Origin of the sequence: Streptacidiphilus melanogenes (assembly GCF_000787835.1) — a bacterium.
GTDB classification, from domain to species: Bacteria; Actinomycetota; Actinomycetes; order Streptomycetales; family Streptomycetaceae; genus Streptacidiphilus; species Streptacidiphilus melanogenes.
In genome coordinates this window covers 116,354-135,812 of sequence record NZ_BBPP01000001.1, presented here as the reverse complement: position 1 = coordinate 135,812, position 19,459 = coordinate 116,354, and the positions used below count along the sequence as shown (strand labels likewise).

At 72.9% G+C, this 19,459-nt stretch carries 19 protein-coding genes; 12 read left to right on the top strand and 7 right to left on the bottom strand.

From position 1 onward, the window contains the following. Window positions 1-27: 27 nt before the first annotated feature. Together TR49_RS00595 and zapE are read right to left on the bottom strand one after the other, a co-directional pair. Window positions 28-555 (bottom strand): nitroreductase family protein, encoded by a 528-nt coding sequence (locus tag TR49_RS00595; RefSeq protein ID WP_042375952.1) that lies wholly within the window; start codon window positions 553-555, stop codon window positions 28-30. Further along, window positions 552-1,658 (bottom strand): cell division protein ZapE, encoded by a 1,107-nt coding sequence (gene zapE, locus TR49_RS00590; protein WP_042375950.1) that lies wholly within the window; start codon window positions 1,656-1,658, stop codon window positions 552-554. Before zapE ends, TR49_RS00595 begins: the two co-directional genes overlap by 4 nt. On the opposite strand from zapE, the gene TR49_RS00585 reads away from it, so the two are divergent. From TR49_RS00585 to msrB, 4 genes are all read left to right on the top strand, one after another. Next, a complete protein-coding gene (locus tag TR49_RS00585; RefSeq protein ID WP_042375948.1) occupies window positions 1,659-2,483 on the top strand; it encodes a pyrimidine reductase family protein in 825 nt (274 codons plus the stop codon). A 109-nt stretch (window positions 2,484-2,592) separates the two neighbouring features. Beyond that, entirely contained in the window at window positions 2,593-3,063 is a 471-nt protein-coding gene (locus TR49_RS00580) for a hypothetical protein (RefSeq protein WP_042375947.1), read from the top strand. Window positions 3,064-3,298: 235 nt separating this feature from the next. After that, window positions 3,299-4,696, top strand: a complete 1,398-nt coding sequence (gene murC, locus TR49_RS00575; RefSeq protein ID WP_042375945.1) for a UDP-N-acetylmuramate--L-alanine ligase — start codon at window positions 3,299-3,301, stop codon at window positions 4,694-4,696. Window positions 4,697-4,712: 16 nt separating this feature from the next. Next, window positions 4,713-5,120, top strand: a complete 408-nt coding sequence (msrB, locus tag TR49_RS00570) for a peptide-methionine (R)-S-oxide reductase MsrB (protein WP_042375944.1) — start codon at window positions 4,713-4,715, stop codon at window positions 5,118-5,120. Between the two features lie 69 nt (window positions 5,121-5,189). On the opposite strand, the gene TR49_RS00565 is transcribed toward msrB, so the two are convergent. Together TR49_RS00565 and TR49_RS00560 are read right to left on the bottom strand one after the other, a co-directional pair. After that, the gene (locus TR49_RS00565; RefSeq protein ID WP_042375943.1) at window positions 5,190-6,350 is read right to left on the bottom strand and encodes an acyltransferase family protein; all 1,161 of its coding nucleotides are present in this window, start codon (window positions 6,348-6,350) and stop codon (window positions 5,190-5,192) included. Window positions 6,351-6,580: 230 nt separating this feature from the next. Further along, a complete protein-coding gene (locus tag TR49_RS00560; protein WP_084724422.1) occupies window positions 6,581-7,390 on the bottom strand; it encodes a heavy metal-binding domain-containing protein in 810 nt (269 codons plus the stop codon). A gap of 96 nt (window positions 7,391-7,486) precedes the next feature. Here TR49_RS00560 and TR49_RS00555 point away from each other — a divergent pair, with 96 nt between their 5' ends. The 3 genes from TR49_RS00555 (at window position 7,487) to TR49_RS00545 (ending at window position 10,572) form a co-directional block, all read left to right on the top strand. Then, a complete protein-coding gene (locus tag TR49_RS00555; protein ID WP_042375941.1) occupies window positions 7,487-8,629 on the top strand; it encodes a helix-turn-helix domain-containing protein in 1,143 nt (380 codons plus the stop codon). Further along, complete coding sequence (locus TR49_RS00550) at window positions 8,626-9,195, top strand: PIN domain-containing protein (RefSeq protein ID WP_042375940.1); 570 nt, start codon at window positions 8,626-8,628, stop codon at window positions 9,193-9,195. Before TR49_RS00555 ends, TR49_RS00550 begins: the two co-directional genes overlap by 4 nt. Window positions 9,196-9,717: 522 nt before the next feature. Beyond that, window positions 9,718-10,572: a TIGR04222 domain-containing membrane protein gene (locus TR49_RS00545; RefSeq protein ID WP_042375939.1), complete on the top strand. Its 855-nt coding sequence runs from the start codon at window positions 9,718-9,720 to the stop codon at window positions 10,570-10,572. A 93-nt stretch (window positions 10,573-10,665) separates the two neighbouring features. Here TR49_RS00545 and hemQ read toward each other — a convergent pair whose 3' ends face one another. Further along, entirely contained in the window at window positions 10,666-11,376 is a 711-nt protein-coding gene (hemQ, locus tag TR49_RS00540; RefSeq protein WP_042375937.1) for a hydrogen peroxide-dependent heme synthase, read from the bottom strand. 20 nt (window positions 11,377-11,396) lie between these two features. Next, on the bottom strand, window positions 11,397-12,866 hold the full coding sequence (hemG, locus tag TR49_RS00535; RefSeq protein ID WP_042375936.1) for a protoporphyrinogen oxidase: 1,470 nt from the start codon (window positions 12,864-12,866) through the stop codon (window positions 11,397-11,399). 146 nt (window positions 12,867-13,012) lie between these two features. Here hemG and TR49_RS00530 point away from each other — a divergent pair, with 146 nt between their 5' ends. Then, window positions 13,013-14,050: a DUF4349 domain-containing protein gene (locus TR49_RS00530; RefSeq protein WP_084724421.1), complete on the top strand. Its 1,038-nt coding sequence runs from the start codon at window positions 13,013-13,015 to the stop codon at window positions 14,048-14,050. Window positions 14,051-14,227: 177 nt separating this feature from the next. Here the strand turns inward: TR49_RS00530 and hemE are convergent, their stop codons facing one another. Continuing rightward, on the bottom strand, window positions 14,228-15,238 hold the full coding sequence (hemE, locus tag TR49_RS00525; RefSeq protein ID WP_236653172.1) for a uroporphyrinogen decarboxylase: 1,011 nt from the start codon (window positions 15,236-15,238) through the stop codon (window positions 14,228-14,230). 142 nt (window positions 15,239-15,380) lie between these two features. Between hemE and TR49_RS00520 the strand changes: the two genes are divergently transcribed. The 4 genes from TR49_RS00520 to TR49_RS00505 form a co-directional block, all read left to right on the top strand. Further along, window positions 15,381-16,088, top strand: coding sequence for a DUF3000 domain-containing protein (locus TR49_RS00520; protein WP_052433819.1), 708 nt, complete (start codon window positions 15,381-15,383; stop codon window positions 16,086-16,088). A 281-nt stretch (window positions 16,089-16,369) separates the two neighbouring features. Further along, window positions 16,370-17,098 carry a response regulator transcription factor gene (locus TR49_RS00515; protein ID WP_042375930.1) on the top strand — a complete coding sequence of 243 codons (729 nt, stop codon included), beginning with the start codon at window positions 16,370-16,372 and terminating at the stop codon, window positions 17,096-17,098. Window positions 17,099-17,317: 219 nt separating this feature from the next. Continuing rightward, complete coding sequence (locus TR49_RS00510; protein WP_439654061.1) at window positions 17,318-18,619, top strand: HRDC domain-containing protein; 1,302 nt, start codon at window positions 17,318-17,320, stop codon at window positions 18,617-18,619. 184 nt (window positions 18,620-18,803) lie between these two features. After that, window positions 18,804-19,459, top strand: a 656-nt coding sequence (locus tag TR49_RS00505) for a thiolase family protein (protein ID WP_042376263.1), incomplete at its 3' end; no start/stop codon positions are given.

The window sequence follows — 19,459 nt, the reverse complement described above, 5'->3', positions numbered from 1 at the left end:
CGGTCTGGGTGGCCACGGTCTGGCGGATCAGGGCAGGAACGGCGCGGTGGTCAGGTCGGCCACGCTGCGGCGCTCCCGTGCGAGGGACGGCCCGTCGGCCGCGCGGCCGACGGCGAGCATCGAGACGATCTCCCAGCCGGGGCCGGGCCGCAGCTCGGCGGTGAGCCCGTCCAGGTCGAACGCCCGGAACTGGTGCACGGCGAGGTCCAGCGCCTGCGCCTGGACGGTGAGGTGGGCGACGGCCTGCCCGAGGTCGTAGTCGGCGAACTCCGAGTACGCGATCCCCGGCTCGTCGACCCAGCGCCGGGTGAGCGTCACCACCAGCAGCCCGGCGTCCAGCGCCCAGCGGGCGGAGCTGCGCGCGAGGTGCGGGGCCACCTGGTCGTGGGCGGGCTCCCCCGGGCGCGCCGCCAGGAAGCCCCACGGCTGCGAGTTCCCCGCGGAGGGCGCCCACCGCGCCGCCTCGAGCAGCAGCTCCAGCGCCTGGTCGTCGACCCTGCCCGCGGGGTCGAACTTGGTCGGGCTGAAGCGCGTGCCCAGCAGCGGGTGGATCAACGCGCGGCGGCTATCTGCCTGCTGTCGCGCGCGAGCGCGACCAGGCGGGAGATGGCGCGGAAGTACTTCTTCTTGTACCCGCCGTTCAGCATCTCCTCGCTGAATATGGAGTCGAACGCGACGCCGGAGGCGACGACCGGCAGTTCGCGGTCGTACATGCGGTCCGCGAGGACGACCAGGCGCAGGGCGGTGCTCTGGTCCGGGACGGCCGTGACACCGCGCAGGAAGACGGCGTCGACGCCGTCGAGGAGCGCACCGTAGCGGGAGGGGTGGACCTCGGAGAGGTGCGCGAGCAGCCGGTCGAAGTCGTCCAGGGACGCGCCGTCGCCGTAGGCCGTCGCCAGGTCCGTGACCTGGGCGTCGCTGTACGGCGGCGGGGCCTCGGGGAGGCCGCGGTGGCGGTAGTCCTGGCCGTCGATGCGCAGGCTGCGGAAGCGGGAGGCCAGGCCCTGGATCTCGCGCATGAAGTCGGAGGCGGCGAACCGGCCCTCGCCGAGCTTGCCGGGCAGGGTGTTGGAGGTGGCCGCGAGCTTGACGCCGGCCTCGGCGAGGCGGGTCAGCAGGGTGGAGACGAGGACGGTGTCACCCGGGTCGTCGAGTTCGAACTCGTCGATGCAGAGGAGCGTGTGCCCGGAGAGCGCCTGCACGGCCTGCTGGAAGCCCAGCGCGCCGACGAGGTTGGTCAGCTCGACGAAGGTGCCGAAGGCCTTGGGGCCGGGGGTGGCGTGCCACAGGGAGGCGAGCAGGTGGGTCTTGCCGACGCCGTAGCCGCCGTCGAGGTAGACCCCGCCCGGGCCGGCGGGCGCCGCGGGCTGCGCGGGGCGGCCGAACCAGCGCTTCTTCGCGGGCTTGGGGGCGCCGTCGCGCGGGGTGAGGCCTGCTGCGAAGGACTCGAGCACCCGAACGGCCTCGGCCTGGCTGGGCTGCTGCTGGTCCGGTATGTAGGTGCTGAAGCGCGCCTGCTCGAAGCGGGGCGGCGGGATCATCTCCGCGATCAGCCGCTCCGTGGCGACGACGGGCCGACGCTCGGCCAGGGCTATGTGAGGGGCAGGCGACACGAGTCCCAAGGGTACGTTCCGCGGGGGCGTGGAAGACTGCCCCATGTGCGCAGACTGCTTCCGTACGCCCCGGATGTGACGGACCTCACCTCCAGACCGGGCCAGAACGAGACCGCACCGGCCGGTGCCGACGAGGACCTGTGGAGCCTCGAGGCGCTGGCCGACGCGTATGCCTATCCCGCCGGGGTGGGCGACGCCGACCGGCCGTGGCTGCGGGCGAACATGGTCGCCAGCGTGGACGGGGCCGCCCGTCTGGACGGTCTGTCGGACGGCCTCTCCTCCCCCGCCGACAAGCGGATCTTCGGCGTGCTGCGGGCGCTCGCGGACGTCGTCCTGGTCGGGGCGCAGACGGTCCGGGCCGAGGGCTACCGCCCGGCCATGGCCCGCGCCGAGTTCGCCTCGGAGCGCGCGGCCCGCGGCCAGGGGCCCGCCCCCGTGATCGCGGTGGTCAGCCGGAGCCTGGACCTCGATCTCACGCTGCCGCTGTTCACCTCGCCGAAGGTGCCGACCGTGGTGGTGACGGCGGAGGCCGCCCCGGCCGACGCGCTGGCCGCGACGCGGCGGGTCGCGGACGTCGTCGTCGCCGGCGAGGAGCAGGTCGACGTCGGCCGGGCCGTCGCGGCGCTCGCGGAGCGCGGCTGGACGCGGCAGCTGACGGAGGGCGGGCCCCGGCTCCTGGGTCAGCTGGCCGAGGCGGACCGTCTCGACGAACTCTGTCTGACCCTCGCACCCCTGCTCGCGGCCGGTGACGCACCCCGGATCGCGCACGGTTCGAAGTCGATCGCCCAGCGCATGGAACTGGTCGGACTGCTGGAGGAGAAAGGTTTCCTCTTCGCTCGCTACGCCCGTAGCGTGAAGATTGCGCAATAACGGAGGGATTGCCTCCGGATATTGCGAGAGGATGCAGGGGCAGCGCAGAGCAGCACGCCGTGGCGGTTGGACGACAGTTTCTCCGGCTGACGAGGGAAGAAGGACTCACGTGTTCACTACCGTTCTGTTGATCGAGAAGGCGCTGTCGGAAGCCGACGTCGAGCTCGTCACCACGCTCCATGCCGACGAGAACGTCTTCTTCCACGTGGTGATGCAGCCGCGCGGCAAGCAGGACGAGTTGCTGCGCGCGATCGACGACGTGGCGTTCGGCTACCTGGACCAGGCAACGAAGGAACGGGAGGAGCCACACGGACAGGCGGCGCTGGGCGCCGCCGACGCGGCGCTCGAGCACACGCTGCGCGCGCTGCGGCACGCCGGCGCGGCCGGCGCGGAGGGCGCCGTGGTGGACCACAACCCGCTGGAGGGTCTGCAGGACCTGGTCAAGGAGGTCTCGGCGGACGAGGTGATCGTGCTGGCCGCTCCGCACTGGGTCGAGGGCCTCTTCCACCGGGACTGGGCCTCGCAGGCTCGGCACAAGGTCGGTGTGCCGGTGCTCCAGCTCTTCTCCCAGCAGGACTAGGCACGGTCGCTCCCGGGCGCGGTGGCGCTGTCGAGGGGCGCGGGGCCGTGCGAGCTGCCCGACCGAGGAGGACGGCCCTGTCCGCTCGGGATCTGACCGCGGCGGCCGGCCTGTCGCGCAGTTCCCCGCGCCCCCTTAGGTGCACGGTCCTGCGCCTGCATCGTGTCCATCCTTGGATGCGGCAGAATCGAGGGCGACCGCCCGTCGTCGATGCGACCCACCGGAGCCCGACACCATGACCGCCTCGTCCGCGCCCCTGGGCGCCCCGCACTTCATCGGCATCGGGGGCGCCGGCATGTCCGGGCTCGCCAAGATCCTCGCGCTGCGCGGGGCGCAGGTCTCCGGCAGCGACGCCAAGGAGTCGACCGTGGTGCTGGCCCTGCGCCAGCTCGGGGCGGAGGTGCACGTCGGCCACGCCGCCGAGAACGTGCCGGCCGGCGCCAGCGCCGTCGTCGTCTCCAGTGCGATCCGCGAGGACAACCCGGAGATCGCCGAAGCCCGCCGGCGCGGCCTGCCGATCGTGCACCGCTCCGACGCGCTGGCCGCACTGATGGAGGGCCGCCGGGCGCTGGCCGTCGCGGGCACCCACGGCAAGACCACCACGACGAGCATGCTGGCGGTCAGCCTCACCGCGCTCGGGCTGGACCCGTCCTTCGCGATCGGCGGCGACCTCAACGAGCCCGGCAGCAACGCCCACCACGGCACCGGCGAGATCTTCGTCGCCGAGGCGGACGAGAGCGACCGCAGCTTCCAGAAGTACACGCCCGAGGTCGCCATCGTGCTCAACGTGGAGCTGGACCACCACGCCAACTACGCCTCCATGGACGAGATCTACGAGTCCTTCGAGGCCTTCTGCGACCGGATCACGCCGGGCGGTGCGCTGGTGGTCGACACCGACCACGCGGGCGCGGCCGAGCTGGCCGCGCGGGTGTCGGGGCGGCAGTTCGACATCGTGAAGGTCGGGGAGGGCGAGCGCGCGGACCTCCGGATCCTGGGGATCACCCCGCGCGGTATGACCAGCGAGGTCACCGTCCTGCTGCCGACGGGCGAGGAGCTGACCTTCACGGTCAACGTCCCGGGCCGTCACTACGCGCACAACGCCGTCGCGGCACTCGCGGCGGGCGTCAAGCTCGGCGTCCCGGCCGCTGAGCTGGCCCCGGCGCTCAGCACCTACCAGGGCGTGCGCCGCCGCCTCCAGCTCAAGGGCGAGTCGGCCGGCGTGCAGGTGATCGACTCCTACGCGCACCACCCGACCGAGATCGCCGCCGACCTCCAGGCGATCCGGGAGGCCGCGGGCGAGGGCCGGGTCGTGGTGGTCTTCCAGCCGCACCTGTTCAGCCGCACCCGCGAGCTGGGCCTGGAGATGGGCGAGGCGCTGTCGCTGGCCGACCAGGTCGTGGTGCTGGACATCTACCCGGCGCGCGAGGACCCGATCCCGGGCATCACCAGCGAGATCGTCATCGAGGCGGCCCGCGCGAAGGGCGCTGACGTGGAGGGCGCCCACTCGCTCGCGGCGGTTCCGGACCTCGTCGCGGGAATCGCGAAGCCGGGCGATCTCGTTCTGACCATGGGCGCCGGGGACGTCACCTTCCTCGGTCCGGAGATCCTCTCCCGCCTGGACACCCTCGGCTGACCGAAGGAGCGCGACCATGGGCTACGAGATCGAGAAGACCGACGCGGAGTGGCGCGACGAGCTGACGCCCGCCGAGTACGCGGTGCTGCGCGAGGCCGGCACGGAGCGTCCCTTCGTGGGTGAGTACACCGACACCAAGACGGTGGGCGTCTACTCCTGCCGCGCCTGCGGCAACGAGCTGTTCAGCTCGGAGACGAAGTTCGACTCGCACTGCGGCTGGCCCAGCTACTTCGCGCCGCTGGCCGAGGACCGGGTCGAGTACATCCAGGACGACACCCACGGGATGCGCCGGGTCGAGGTGCGCTGCGCGAAGTGCGGCTCGCACCTGGGCCATGTCTTCGAGGGCGAGGGCTACGGCACCCCGACCGACCAGCGGTACTGCATCAACTCCATCTCCCTGAAGCTGCGCCCCGCGGACGCGTGACGGCAGCGGACGTGTGACGTCAGGACGGCCCCGGGCACGAGCCCGGGGCCGTCGTGCGCACGGGCGGGCTCACGAGCGAGCGGAGAGCCGGCCGTTCGAGCGGACCTGGTCGAAGGAGTGCGCCATGCCGCGCTTGAGCAACGGGCCGAGCGGGCGCTCCACCAGCCGGTGCAGCAGCCAGGCCGTCACCAGCATGACCGAGAGCGAGGCGGCCACCGTCGCGTAGGGCGGCAGGTAGGTGCTGAGCCGGTTGATGATCTCGAAGCCGATCTCCTGGTGGACCAGGTAGAGCGGGTAGGTGAGGGAGCCGGCCACGGTGAGCCAGCGCCACCGCACCCCGTTCATCGCCCCCATTGCTATGGCCCCGACCAGCACGAAGGACAGGGTGATCACCACGGCGGCGACCCGCCAGGACAGCGGCCGCTCCGCGCCGCCCTGGTTCGTCTGGACCATCGACTGGATCCGGTCCAGGGACATCAGCCAGCAGAACCCGACCATGCCGAAGAGCAGCAGGTTCGGACCGAACCTGTGGATCAGGAAGAACGCGATCCCGGCGATGAAGTACCAGGAGTAGTCGGCCTGCACGAGATTGCTCAGCAGCGAGAAGTTCGAGGCGATCGCCATGATCGAGGCGAAGCCCCAGATCCCGCAGAAGGCGAGCACCCGGCGGTAGGTCAGGCCGAAGGCGGTGACGACGCCGAAGAGCACGTAGAAGCAGAGCTCTATCCAGAGGGTCCAGTAGACCTGGTCGATGTTGGACTGCCCGACCGGGGACGGCATCATCGTCAGGTTGGTCAGCACCCGTACCAGCGTCGGCTTGTGTGCGTCGACGCCCCAGCGCTGCGGGGCGAGGTACAGCACGGCCGAGGTCAGCAGCACGGCGACCCAGAAGGCCGGGAACAGGCGGGTCACGCGTGAGGTCACGAACTCGCCGACGGTGCGGCCCCAGCATGTCATGCAGATGACGAAGCCGCTGATCAGGAAGAAGAGTTCGACCCCGAGCCAGCCGTAGGCGCCGATCGCGGAGCCCACCGGCATCAGCCGGCCGGTCTTCCCGTGCCATATCGCCGGCCAGTGCTGGACGCCCATCCAGTGCCAGGAGAGCACGGCGAGCGCGGCGAGAAGCCGTAGTCCGTCCAGAACGGCGAGGCGGGGACGTGCTGTACCAGGCCGTGGTGTGGCCTTGGGTGCGGCAGGGGCGGTCGGTTGGTCCAGGAGGGTGCTGGTCACGACTGTCTCTTCGCGTGGGGAACACTGCCGGGCGACCATACCCACGCATCTGTCCGATTCTCCAGATACGGAACCAAGCGTTCACAGGGTTCCCACAGCCCGGCCACCCGGGCGTGGCCGGGGCGACGGACGCCCCCGCGCCTCCGGGAGGGCGGGCCCACGCCCGCCGCTCCCCGGGGCCGTCCGCGCAGGTCAGCAGCGGCTCAGTCGCAGCGCAGATCAGTCGCGGATCAGCCGTTGAGCGGCATGGTCATCGTCGGCTTGATCGGGTTGGCGTCCGGGCGGACCTTGCTGACCGCCGTGCCGACCGCGAAGAACTCGACGCCGTGCTCGCCCCAGTAGCGGAAGTCGTCGACGAAGGTGCCGACGATGCCGTCCGCGCCCAGCTGCTGGCCCTCGTACTGCATGCGCGCCATCGCCAGCTCGCGGGCGTCGTAGAGGGCCTGGGTGAACTGCGGCATCTCCGCGTTCTGGCCGATCTGGGCGAGGGTCTGCCGCAGGGTCTGGTGGGCCACGTGGTAGACGCAGTTGCCGAGCACGAGCCGGCGGGGCAGCCAGCCGTGCTCCCAGAGCGTCCAGAAGTCCTGACCGGAGAGGCTGGTGGTGAACGGCTTGCCGTTCGGGGCGCGGTAGTTGGCGCCGTCGGTGGCCTTGACCGCGGTGCCGACCGCGATGAACTCGACGACGTCGGACAGGAATCCGTAGTTCATCGGGCGCAGCGACACGCCGATGACGCCGTCCGCGCCGAGCTGCGCGGCCTCCGCCTCCATGCGGGCCATGGCCAGTTCGCGCACGTTGTACATGGCCTGGGTGAGGATGCCGAGCTCCTGGCTGACCTTCCAGTTCCCGTTCTGGACGCCGACGTGGTAGACGCTGGTGCCCATCACCATGCCGAGCGGCTCGAAGCCCGACTCGGTGACCAGCACGAACTCGTTGACCGACAGGTCGGAGGTGAAGCAGGGACGCCCCTGCCGCGAGCCGTCGAGGCGGCCGCGCGCGATCTCGGAGACCTGCACCTGCTGATACCCGGGCGTGCTCATGGCCGCCTCCCCCTTCGGTCATGGGCCCGTCCGCGGGCCCGTCGGCTGAACCGTAGCAGCGTTGCGATTCTCGCAACACGGCCGTACCGTGGGGTCATGGACGAATCCGTCTCCGGGCGGGTACGCGAGGTGATCCGGGCGGCCGGTATGAGCCAGGCCGCCTTCGCCGCGCGCGCGGGAATCACGCCCGACAAGCTCTCCAAGTCACTCGGCGGCGTCCGGCGCTTCAGCTCGCTCGACCTCGCGCTCATCGCCGAGACGGCCGAGGTCAGCGTCGACTGGCTGCTCACCGGCCGACAGCACGCCCCGGCCGGCGTCGCCGCGCGCGGCGACGCCGTCGCGCACGGCCGGAGCCTCACCGAAAGCGCCGAGCGTTTCACCGCGGCCTACGACGTGCTCGAACTACTGGGCCGCGCGCCCGCGTTGCCCGAGCTGCCGACGCTGTCCCGCGGCGGCCCCGACGAGCAGGGCGAGTCTCTCGCAGCCGAGGCGCACGCCCGCGTCCCCGCGGCGGCGGGCGCGGAGGCCGCGCTGCTGCCCACCGGCGACCTGCTCTCGGTCCTCGAGCACGCCTTCGGCGTGGACTTCGCGGTGACCGAGCTCCCGGCCGCCGTCGACGGGTTCGCTTGGCAGGAGGACGGCTTCCGGCTCGCGCTGGCCCGCCGCGACGAGCGCTGGACCAGGCAGCGGTTCACCCTCGCCCACGAGCTCGGCCACCTGCTCGCCGGGGACGCTGCCGAGCCGCTGGCCGAGTCCCCCGTCGCGCCCGGCCGCCAGGCCGAACCGGACGAGGTGCGCGCCAACGCCTTCGCCGCCGCACTGCTCATGCCCGGGCCGGAGGTCCGCGCGGCCGCCGCCGTACTCGACTTCGCCGAGCTCGTGGTCAGGTTCCGGGTCTCGCCCAGCGCCCTCGCCGCGCGGCTGCGCCGCCTCGGCCTGGTCGACGCCGCCGAGCACGCCCGGCTGCGACGCCGCACCACCGCCGAGTGCCATCTGGCCGCCGGCGCCATGGACGCCTACCTGCGCGAGGCCGCACTCGCGGCCGCGGAGCGCCCGCCGGCGCGCCTCGCCGACGGCCTGTGGTCCGCCTTCGAGGCGGGCGAGACGACGCTGCGTCCGCTCGCAGCGCTCCTCGGCATGGAGCCCCGAGAGCTGGAGGGCCGGCTGGCCGCCTCGGAGACCGGACCGAACCCCTCGGAACCCCGTGCCGACGAGGGGGAGTTGATCTACCAGCCATGACCGGCCGGACCCAGTGGTGGTTCCCCGACAACACGGTGCTCTGCAACTTCGCGGCCGTCGACCGGCTGCCGCTGCTGGAGAAGGTGCTCGACGGGCGAGGCCGCTGGTCCGAGGCGGTCGCCCGGGAGGCGAGGCTCTCCGCTCGTCGACTGCCGCCGTTGACCGGCCTGGTGGACCGCGGCTCACTGGGCGAGCCGATCGAGATCACGGACGTGGACGTCCGCGCCGAGGTGGAACGCCTGCGCCGGGCCGTCTTCGGCGGCGACCGGCGTCGCCCCACCCAGCACCTCGGCGAGGCCGAGACGCTCGCGCTGATCACCAGGGCGCCGGGGTTCCGCCGCTCCGTCTGGATCTCCGACGACCGCGACGCCGCGCGCTACGCCCGCCGCCGCGGCATCACCACGCTGGAGACCTACGATCTCGTCGCGGCGGCCGTCCGCGAGCGGCTGCTCTCCCCCGCCGAGGCCCATGAGCTGCTGCACCGGATGACGGTAGCGGGCCGTCACCTGCATCGAACCAGTTCGGGGCCGGAGGAGTTCGGCACCGGGCACATTCCGCCGAGCTGAGGAAAGCTCAAATTTACCTCTGAGAATCGGGTCCGGCTCTTCCCGGTGAACGGCCCAGCCGACATGCTCTCCCCATGGAGCCAGGTGCGGGGGACCTGGCTCCTTCCCTCTTTGGAGGAGGTGTCCGGATGAGCCTCGATCCACTCTTCGTCGCCGCGGCGGTCATCGTCGTTCCGGCGGCCGCGCTGCTCCTGTGGACCAGCTCCCGATCCAGGTGCGGCGCGCGAGTCTTCCTCGCCGCCCGGCGGCTGCTCGGCGGCTCCCTGCTGCTGACCCTGCTGCTGGCGGCGGTCGCCACCTTCCGGTGGTCCGACGCCACGATGGGCGCGACCGCGTCCCTGACGGGTCCGTCGGCGCCCACGGCGGGGCTTCCGCCGCTCGCCGGCTTCGTCGCCCTGGCCGCGCTGGCCGGGATCGCGCAGCTCGTGGCGGCGCGTCGGCGCAGTGACGCCGGGTCACGGTTGCGTATCCGTCGACCTGCGCATCTTGAGCAACCGACGGCGCTCGGGTTGGTTGGCGACCATGCCGTACCTGTTCCTGGTGCCCGCGGTGCTGCTCGCGGCCCTGTCGTCGCTCCGCCTGTGCCGCCTGGCCGCGGCGAGCGACCCGCTCCCGGGCCTCGGCCCGGAGGTGCTCCCGCCCGACGCATCGGCGCCGAGCACGCCGCCTGAGCCGTCCGCGTCGCGCGGGCCGGTGCCGGTGGAGGCGGCGTACCTGGCAGGCGGCCCGCACCGGGTCGTCGACGTGACCCTCATCGACATGACGGGGCGCGGCCTGCTCCACCTCGCCCACACCGGCTGGACCTCGGTGGCCCGCCCGAACCCGGACAGCGCGCTGGAGTCGGAGGTCCTCGCCGCGCTCGGCCCCGAGGGCCAGCGCCGGACCGACGAGGTCCGCGGCCAGGTCGCCACCGGCCCCGCGGTCGCCGCGCTCGCCCGGTCGCTGGCCGACGGCGGCCTCGCGGTTCCTCCCGGCGCACGCGCGGCGCTGGCCGAAGCGGTCGCCGGGGTGCGGTTCGCGCTGGTCGCCTCGGTGGCGCTGCTGGTCACGGCGGTGGCCGTGCTGGGCGCGCGCAACCTGCTCACCGGCGCGCACGAGGGCCTGCTCCTGCCCGCGGCCTGGTTCGTGCTGCCGGTGCTCCTGAGCGGCGGAACGCTGCTGATGGCCCGCGCCGAGTTCCACCCGATCACGCCGTGGGCCGCGCCCGCGGGCCAGGACCTGCTGCGCGCGCTCCGCCCGGGCCGCCGTCGGCTGCGCCGGGCGGCGGACCCGCTCCTCGCGGTCATCCTGCGCGGGCCCTCGGCGCTCCACGACCCGCGGCTCCGGGCGGCGTTGACCACCCGCTCACCCAAGCACCGGGGCTCGGAGGGCCGCTGACGCGGTCCTCCGAGCCCCGGTGTCTCGCATGCCTCGGACCCGACGTCACAGCCCCGACCTCTCAGGCGGGACGTCTCGGGCCAGGCAGGTCTCTCAGGCCAGGCAGGCGATGAGCTCGCCGACCGGCCGACGGCGGCCCGTGTAGAACGGGACCTCCTCGCGGACGTGCAGGCGGGCACGGCTCGCGCGCAGGTGGCGCATCAGGTCGACGATGCGGTACAGCTCGTCCGCCTCGAAGGCGAGGAGCCACTCGTAGTCGCCCAGCGCGAAGGACGCGACGGTGTTGGCGCGGACATCGGGGTAGCCGCGGGCCATCTTGCCGTGCTCGGCCAGCATCTCTCGGCGCTCGGCGTCCTCCAGCAGGTACCAGTCGTACGAGCGCACGAACGGGTAGACGCAGATGTAGCCGCGCGGCGTCTCGTCCGCGAGGAACGCGGGGATGTGCGACTTGTTGAACTCGGCGGGGCGGTGCAGGGCCATGTTCGACCAGACCGGCTCCATGCGGCGCCCGAGCTCCGTGCGGCGGAAGCGGTTGTACGCCTCCTGCAGGTTGTCGCTGTCGCCGGAGTGCCACCAGATCATCAGGTCGGCGTCGGCGCGCAGGCCGGAGACGTCGTAGGTGCCGCGCACGGTGACGTCCTTCTCGGCGAGCTGCGCGAACAGCTCCTCGACCTCGGTGGCCATCGCGGCGCGGTCGTCCGGCAGCACGTCCTTGAGACGGAAGACCGACCACAGGGTGTAGCGGATGACGTCGTTCAGCTCGCGAGCCTTCGGCTTCGCCTTATCGGTGTGCTCGTCACTCATGGGCTCATTGTCTCCCTTGCTCACTCTGCTCCGGACACCAGGTCCTCCGTCACCGCGGCCGCCGCACGCCAGCCGTCCGCGATGCAGGCGGGGATGCCGACGCCGTGGTAGGCAGCGCCGCACAGCGCGAGGCCCGGCAGCGTGGCGGCGGCCGCCTCGATCCGGGCGACCCGCTGGGGGTGTCCGACGGGGTACTGCGGCAGGCCGGCGCGCCAGCGGGTCACCGCGTGCGCGTACGGGGTGGCGGTGATGCCGGCCGCCTCGCGCAGGTCCGCGCGGGAGCGGGCCACCAGCTCGGCGTCGTCGAGGTCCAGCACCGCCTCCTCGCCCTGGCGTCCGAGCGAGGTGCGCAGCACGAAGCGGTCGGGCGCGGCCTTGTCGAGCCAGCCCCACTTGTTGCTGGAGAAGGTGGACGCCTTGATCGCGCGGCCGTCGACGGGCGGGACCAGGAAGCCGCTGCCGGGCAGCGGGCCCAGGTCGGCCCGGTGGTAGGCGAGGGTGACCAGGGCCATGCCCGCGTACTCGATCCGGCCCAGCTCGGCGGCCGCGCCGGGAGCGAGCTCGGCCAGCAGCCGCGCGGCGACCGGCGCGGGAACGGCCAGCACCACGGCGTCGGCGGTCAGCGTCTGCCCGCCGGACGACGGGCCGGTCTCGGTCACCACGGTCCAGCCGTCCGCGGTGCGCCGCAGCGCGGCGACGGGGGTGTCGGTGCGCAGCTCGGCCCCAGCGGCGCGACAGGCGTCCGCGACCGCGCCCGGCAGGCGGCCGATGCCTCCGTCGACGCCGGTGAAGACGGGCGCGGGATCGGGGTTCTTCGCGGCGGCCGCGAGCGCCGCGTGGACGCCCTTGATCGCGGACCGCTCGCGCTGCGCGATGGCGAGCAGCTGCGGCACGGCCGCGCTCAGCGAGATCGCGTCGGCGTGACCGGCGTAGACGCCGCCGAGCAGCGGCTCGACCAGGCGGTCCACGACCTCGCGACCCAACCGCGCGGCCACATACTCCCCGACGCCGATGTCCTCTCCGATCTCGGTGCGCGGCAGCGTCTCGTCCTCGGCGGCCCGGGCGAGGCCCTCGGGCGAGAGCACCCCGGTGGCCGCGAGCGCGTCGAGGTCGCCGGGGACGCCCATCAGGTGCCCGGTGGGCATCGGGCGCAGCTCGCCGCGGGTCCAGATCGACGCCTTCGCGGTGGTCGGCGGCTGCAGCGCCTCGCCGAGGCCGACCGCCCGCGCCAGCGTGATCGCCTCCGGGCGCCGGGCCAGCATCGACTCCGCACCGAGGTCCACGCCGACCCCGCCGACCTCCCCCTGGAGCAGCTTGCCGCCGAAGCGCGGCGAGGCCTCCAGCAGCGTCACGCGCGCCCGCTCCGTCCCGTCGACGATCCCGCGCAGCCGCGCGGCGGCCGCGAGGCCGGCGATCCCGCCGCCGATCACCAGGACGTGCGGGAGTCGACCGGTCGTGCCGCCGGAGGGGACGGGCGTCGTGCTGTGCATGTCCCTCACTCTCGCACACCCGGTCGGGGCCGCCGACCGCAGCCGGGTCTCAACCCTTTCGTTATGGCCTTGTTGACACCACGTCGGGAACCCACGCCCCGCTCCGGGCATCCAATGCGCGAGTGAGTGACGAGGGGAGCGGACACATGCGAACGAGGGACCACAGACGTCGGCCGGCGACATCCGTCGCCGCGGGCATCCTGGCGGCGGGCTTGGCGCTCGCCGGATGCTCGGCGTCGAGCGGCAGCAACAGCAGTGCGGCGGGTGCGCCGCGTGCCGCCGCTGGTGCGGCGGGATCGGGGGCAGGCGGGTCACAGGCCCAGCCGAAGAGCGGTACGGCAGGCGGCGCACCGTCCTCCGCGCCGTCGCCGGGGGCGACGGGCGCGGCGGCGTCGAACCGGTCGGTGATCTACAGCGGGGAGATCCAGCTGCGGTCCGCGCACGTCGACGCGGCGGTGCAGCAGGCGCAGACGCTGGTCCGGTCGGTCGGCGGTTACATCGACTCCGAGCAGGTCGGAGACGCCACGACCATGCCGTGGTACGGCGGCGTGGCCTCGGACTCGGGCTCGGGCTCTGACTCCGGGACAGTGCAGCCCACACCACTCGCTCCGCCGTCCGACGCGTCGGGCGAGGCGGCGGTCCTGGAGTTGCGCGTCCCGTCCGCGTCCTACGACGCGGTCTTCACCCAGCTGTCCTCGCTCGGCGCGGTGCTGGCCCGCGAGCGCGCCAGCCAGGACGTCACCGAACAGGTGGTGGACCTCGACGCCCGCATCACCAGCGAGAAGGCGAGCCTCGAACGGCTCGACGCGCTGATGAAGCAGGCCGGTTCGCTGAACGACCTGCTCACCCTGGAACAGGCGGTGACCCAGCGGGAGTCCGATCTCAACTCGCTGGAGTCCCAGGTCGCGTCACTGCAGAGCCAGGTCGCGATGTCGACCGTGACGGTCGAGCTCTTCCAGACCGCGACCCCGCATCCTTCGGCGAAGCCGAAGCCCTCGGGCGCGTGGGGCGCGGCAGGGCACGCGCTGGGCGCGGGCTGGCACGGCCTGTACCTGGTCGGCCGCGGCCTGCTGGTCGCGATCTCGGCCGGCCTGCCGTTCCTGGTGCTGTTCGCCCTGCTGGGCTACGGCACCTACCGCTTCTCCCGCCGCCGGAAGGGAAAGCCGGAGGCGGACGAGGAGTGACCACCGACCCCAGGGGCGCAAGGCTCTACTCGATCAGCTGCGCGCGCGAGCAACCACCCTGTGCGGGCGGCCCTGCGCTTTCGGCGACTCACCACACCGGGTGGCTTGTCGTGCACACAGTTGATCGTGCAGAGCCCCGCGCCCCTGGACAGTGCAACCGTGCCCGGGAGCCAACGGCTACTTCGCCGTCTGCTCGTGGACGTAGGCCGTGAGGCGGGTGAGGGCGTCCGGGTTCGTGGTCGGGTGGACGCCGTGGCCGAGGTTGAAGATGTGGCCGCGGCCGGAGGCCTTCGCCGAGGCGAGGACCTCGTCCGTCTTCGCGCGGACCGCGAACTCGGGGGCGAACAGGACCGTCGGGTCCAGGTTGCCCTGGAGCGCCTTGCCGGGGGCGACCCGGCGGGACGCCTCCTCCAGCGGGACGCGCCAGTCCACGCCGACCACGTCCGCGCCCGCCTCGCCCATGAGGCCCAGCAGCTCGCCGGTGCCCACGCCGAAGTGGACCCGCGGGACGCCGTACGACGCGACCTCCGCGAAGACCTTCTGCGAGGCCGGCATCACCGAGCGCCGGTAGTCGTCCGGCACCAGCCCGCCCGCCCAGGAGTCGAAGAGCTGCACGGCCGAGGCCCCCGCCTCGATCTGCACCTTGAGGAAGCCCGCCGTGATGACCGCGAGGCGGTCGACCAGCTCGGCCCAGAGCTCCGGGTCGCCGTACATGATGGCCTTGGTGTTCTCGTACGTGCGCGACGGGCCGCCCTCGACGAGGTAGCTGGCCAGCGTGTACGGCGCGCCGGCGAAGCCGATCAACGGGGTGCTGCCGAGCTCGGCGACGAGCAGGCCGACGGCCTCGGTGACGTAGGGGACGTCGGAGGGCTCCAGCGGACGCAGCTGCGCGAGGTCCTCGCGGGTGCGCACGGGGTGGGCGATGACGGGGCCGACGCCGGGCTTGATGTCGAGGTCGACGCCGATGGCCTTGAGCGGCACCACAATGTCGCTGTAGTAGACCGCCGCGTCCACGCCGTGCCGGCGGACCGGCTGCAGGGTGATCTCCTTGACCAGCTCCGGCATCATGCAGGAGTCCAGCATCGCGATGCCCTCGCGGACCTTGCGGAACTCCGGCAGCGAACGGCCCGCCTGGCGCATGAACCAGACGGGGGTGTGCGGAACCTCCTCCCCACGGCAGGCGCGCATGAACGCGGAGTCGTACGTGGGGCTGCTCTGGCCGATCGGGCCGCTCTCGCTCTGGGTCACCCTGAAATCTTCGCACGCTCGAAGCGGGCGTCTTCCGTGGTGTCTGCGCTGCGCGGACGGGCCGGGCGCATAGTCTTCCGGCATGGCTGGGGTGAGCGGCGGAAAGCCGAGGTACGAGGGCGGTTCCGGGTTCGGTGACGGGGCGTCGGGGGAGCAGTCCGTTCCCGAGGCGTTCCGTGCGGCCGTCACCGATCTGCTCGGCACCCGGATGCGGTCCGAGATCACGCTCGGGAACACCCCCGCCCCGCGCCGTCTCGCGCCCTACGCCTACGCGCTGACCGCGACCGTCGAGTCCGACGGCGAGGAGCTGGCCGACGGCCGGCTGGTGCTGCTGCACGACCCCGCCGGGCACGAGGCCTGGCGGGGCGAGTTCCGGCTGGTCTCGCTGACGCAGGCGGAGCTGGAGCGCGAGATCGCAGACGACCCGCTGCTCGCGGAGGTCGGCTGGTCCTGGCTGACGGACGCGCTGGACCAGTTCGGCTGCGCCTACACCGAGCCCAGCGGCACGGTATCGCGCGCGTACTCGCAGTACTTCGGAGCGATCGCGGACCGTCCCTCCAGCACCGAGATCGAGATCCGTGCGTCCTGGACGCCCGTCCCGCGCGGTGACGGCTCGCTCGACCTGGGCGCGCACCTGCGTGCGTGGGGCGAGCTGCTGTGCCAGTGCGCGGGCCTGCCGCCGTCACCGCTGCCGCTGCCCGCTCCGGGCGCACCGTCACCGGCCGCGCCCTCGCAGGTGAGCAGCGTCGTGCCGATGCCGACGCGTCGCCAGCCGCGCGGCGGGGCCTGAGCCGGAGCTCCGCTCTTCTCACGTTCCTCACGCCGATCAGGTGAAGGTTCGTCAGCTTCGGCGTACGCTGGGGTATCCGATTTCGGACATTTGGGCCACATGTTCGGCGTGTCGACCGCTTTTGATCACTTTCGGGTGACTTAGGCTCAATCAGGCTGAACAAAACATCCGAACTGCCCGATTTGCCCCTCACTCAATCGTGATCATTCGCTAAAGCCGGGCACCGATGGTGCCGAAGCAGACAGTGACCCTCTTCCCGGCACCTCACCACAGGAGGCCTGGTGTCCGTTCTCCTTGAGCACCCCGCAAACCTGGTCGCCTACCGTCCGACGAAGCCCACCGCCATGGTGGTCATCGCGGACCCGCGCGTTCGCTCCACGGTCACCCGGCATCTCTGGGCCCTCGGCGTGCGCGACGTGATCGAGGCCTCCTCTCTCGCCGAGGCCCGGCCACGGGTCGGCACCCCCCGTGACATCTGTGTCGCCGACGTCCACCTCCCCGACGGCTCCGGCCTCGCCATCCTGGCCGAGACCCGCGCCGCGGGCTGGCCCAACGGCCTCGCGCTCTCCGCAGCCGACGACATCGGCGCGGTCCGCAGCGCGCTCGCCAGCGGGGTCAAGGGCTACGTCGTGACCGGCACCCGCGTCGGCAACGGCGTCCCGCAGCGCCCCGGCATGAACGGCGTCCCCGCGCTGCGCCCGGGCCTGCCCGGCTCGGCGTCCCACCTGCGCCGCCCCGGCATGCAGCTGCCGCCCGGCGCCGGCGGGGTTCCGGCCTCCGGCTCGGTCCAGGGCCAGCCGGCGCCGCAGGCGTACCGGGAGCTCTCCGGCCGCGAGGTCGAGGTCCTGCGCCTCGTCGCGGAGGGCCAGTCCAACAAGGCGATCGGCGTCGCCATGGGCCTCTCCGCCCTCACCGTGAAGTCCCACCTGGCCCGCATCGCCCGCAAGCTCGGCACGGGCGACCGCGCGGGCATGGTCGCGGTGGCGCTGCGGACGGGCATCATCCACTGATCCCGCCCCTCCCCGGAGGGAACGTTTCGGCGGACCTCCGGTCGCACCTCCTCAGGGGCGCGGGGAACTGCGCGAGAAACCAACGATGTGCGGATGGCCCTGCTCGCTCTGGGCTCCGTCGCGGCCGGTGGCTTGTCGCGCAGTTCGTCGCGCCCCTGACGGTGCAACCGGTCGGCGCACCGGAAGAGCATCCACCGGCTGCGGGCGTAGTCTTTGTTCGTGACCGACGCCCGTGAAGACGCCATCGACCAAGCAAGCAGCGATGCCCCCGGGCAGGCGGTCCACGCGGTGCCTCTGCTTGAGCCCAGCGAGGGGATTCCGCCCGTCGTCGCGGACGCCGACGCGCTCGACGCGGTCGTCCGGCGGTTCGCCCACGGGCACGGGCCGGTGGCGATCGACGCCGAGCGGGCCTCCGGGTACCGGTACGGGCAGCGGGCGTATCTCGTGCAGCTGCGCCGGGAGGGCTCCGGCAGCACGCTGATCGACCCGGTCGCCTGTCCGGACCTCTCCGCGTTGGGAGCCGTGCTCGCCGACACCGAGTGGGTGCTGCACGCGGCCAACCAGGATCTCCCCTGCCTCTCCGAACTCGGCATGCGGCCGACCCACCTCTTCGACACCGAGCTGGCCGGACGCCTCGCGGGCTTCCCGCGCGTGGGCCTCGGGCCGATGGTGGAGAACGTGCTCGGGCTGAGCCTGGAGAAGGGCCACTCCGCCGTCGACTGGTCGACGCGTCCGCTGCCGGAGCCGTGGCTGCGCTACGCGGCGCTCGACGTGGAGGTGCTGGTCGAGCTGCGCAACGCGCTGGAGCAGGAGTTGAGCGATCAGGGCAAGCTCGAGTGGGGGCAGCAGGAGTTCGCCGCCATCGTCGCCGCTCCCCCGCCCGCGCCGCGGGTGGACCCCTGGCGGCGGACGTCGGGCGTGCACAAGATCCGTCGGCGTCGCCAGCTCGCGGCCGTACGGGAGTTGTGGCAGGTGCGGGACCGGCTGGCGCGCGAGCGCGACGTCTCCCCGGGGCGGGTGCTCTCCGACGCCGCGATCGTGGCGGCCGCGCTGGCGATGCCGTCCTCCGTCGCCGGGCTGCAGGCCGTGCCGGGCTTCGGACCGCGCATGCACCGCCGTGCGCTGGACCAGTGGATAGCCGCGATCGAGGTCGCCCGCGCGCTGCCGGAGCTGCAGCTGCCGCCGGCCACCGCCGCGCACGAAGGACCGCCGCCGCCCCGCGCCTGGGCCGACAAGGACCCCCTCGCCGCCGCCCGGCTCTCCGCCGCCCGCGCCGCCGTGACCACGCTCGCGGAGCGCCTCCACCTGCCGCAGGAGAACCTGGTCACGCCCGAGCTGGTGCGACGCGTCGCCTGGACGCCGCCCTCCCGGGTCACCGACGCGTCGGTCGCGGACGCACTCGCCGCACTCGGCGCGCGTCCGTGGCAGGTGCAGCAGGTCTCCCCGGTGATCGCCCGGGCCTTCGTCACCGCGCGGGTGAGCCCGAACGGCGTCTCTGCGAGCACCGCCGCCGTGGAGTGACGCCGGAGAGTGACCCACGGCTCATCCTTCCCCTCCTTGGCGCGTTGGTTACCGGCGGGTAGCATCACTCTCGGGACGTCGCAGTCGTGAGCCGCAGTCGCGCGCTTCTGCTGCCGTCGGCTGCTCCGTTCCCCTGTGACCACACCGTGCCCGCTGCGAACGGGCGCTTGGGAGGAGAGCCACCGTGCCTCGTACCGCGAGGGACGTCGTCTTCGTCGACGGCGTCCGCACCCCCTTCGGCAAGGCCGGCCCCAAGGGCATCTACGCCGAGACCCGCGCCGACGACCTGGTGATCAAGGCGATCCGGGAGCTCATGCGCCGGAACCCGAACCTGGACCCGGCCCTCGTGGACGAGGTCGCGATCGCCGCCACCACCCAGATCGGCGACCAGGGCCTGACCCTGGGCCGCTCGGCCGCGCTGCTGGCGGGCCTGCCCAAGACCGTCCCGGGCTACTCCATCGACCGCATGTGCGCCGGCGCGATGACCGCCGTGACGTCCGTGGCCGGTGGCATCGCCTTCGGCGCCTACGACATCGCCCTCGCCGGCGGCGTCGAGCACATGGGCCGTCACCCCATGGGTGAGGGCGTCGACCCCAACCCGCGCTTCCTCTCCGAGAAGCTGGTCGACGAGTCCGCCCTGTTCATGGGCATGACGGCGGAGAACCTGCACGACCGGTTCCCGCACCTGACCAAGGAGCGCTGCGACGAGTACGCCGTCCGCAGCCAGGAGAAGGCCGCCAAGGCCTACGCCGACAACAACATCCAGCCCGACCTGGTGCCGGTGGCCATCCGCCGCACCGACTCGGCGGGCGGCGAGACCGGCTGGGGCCTGGCCACCGC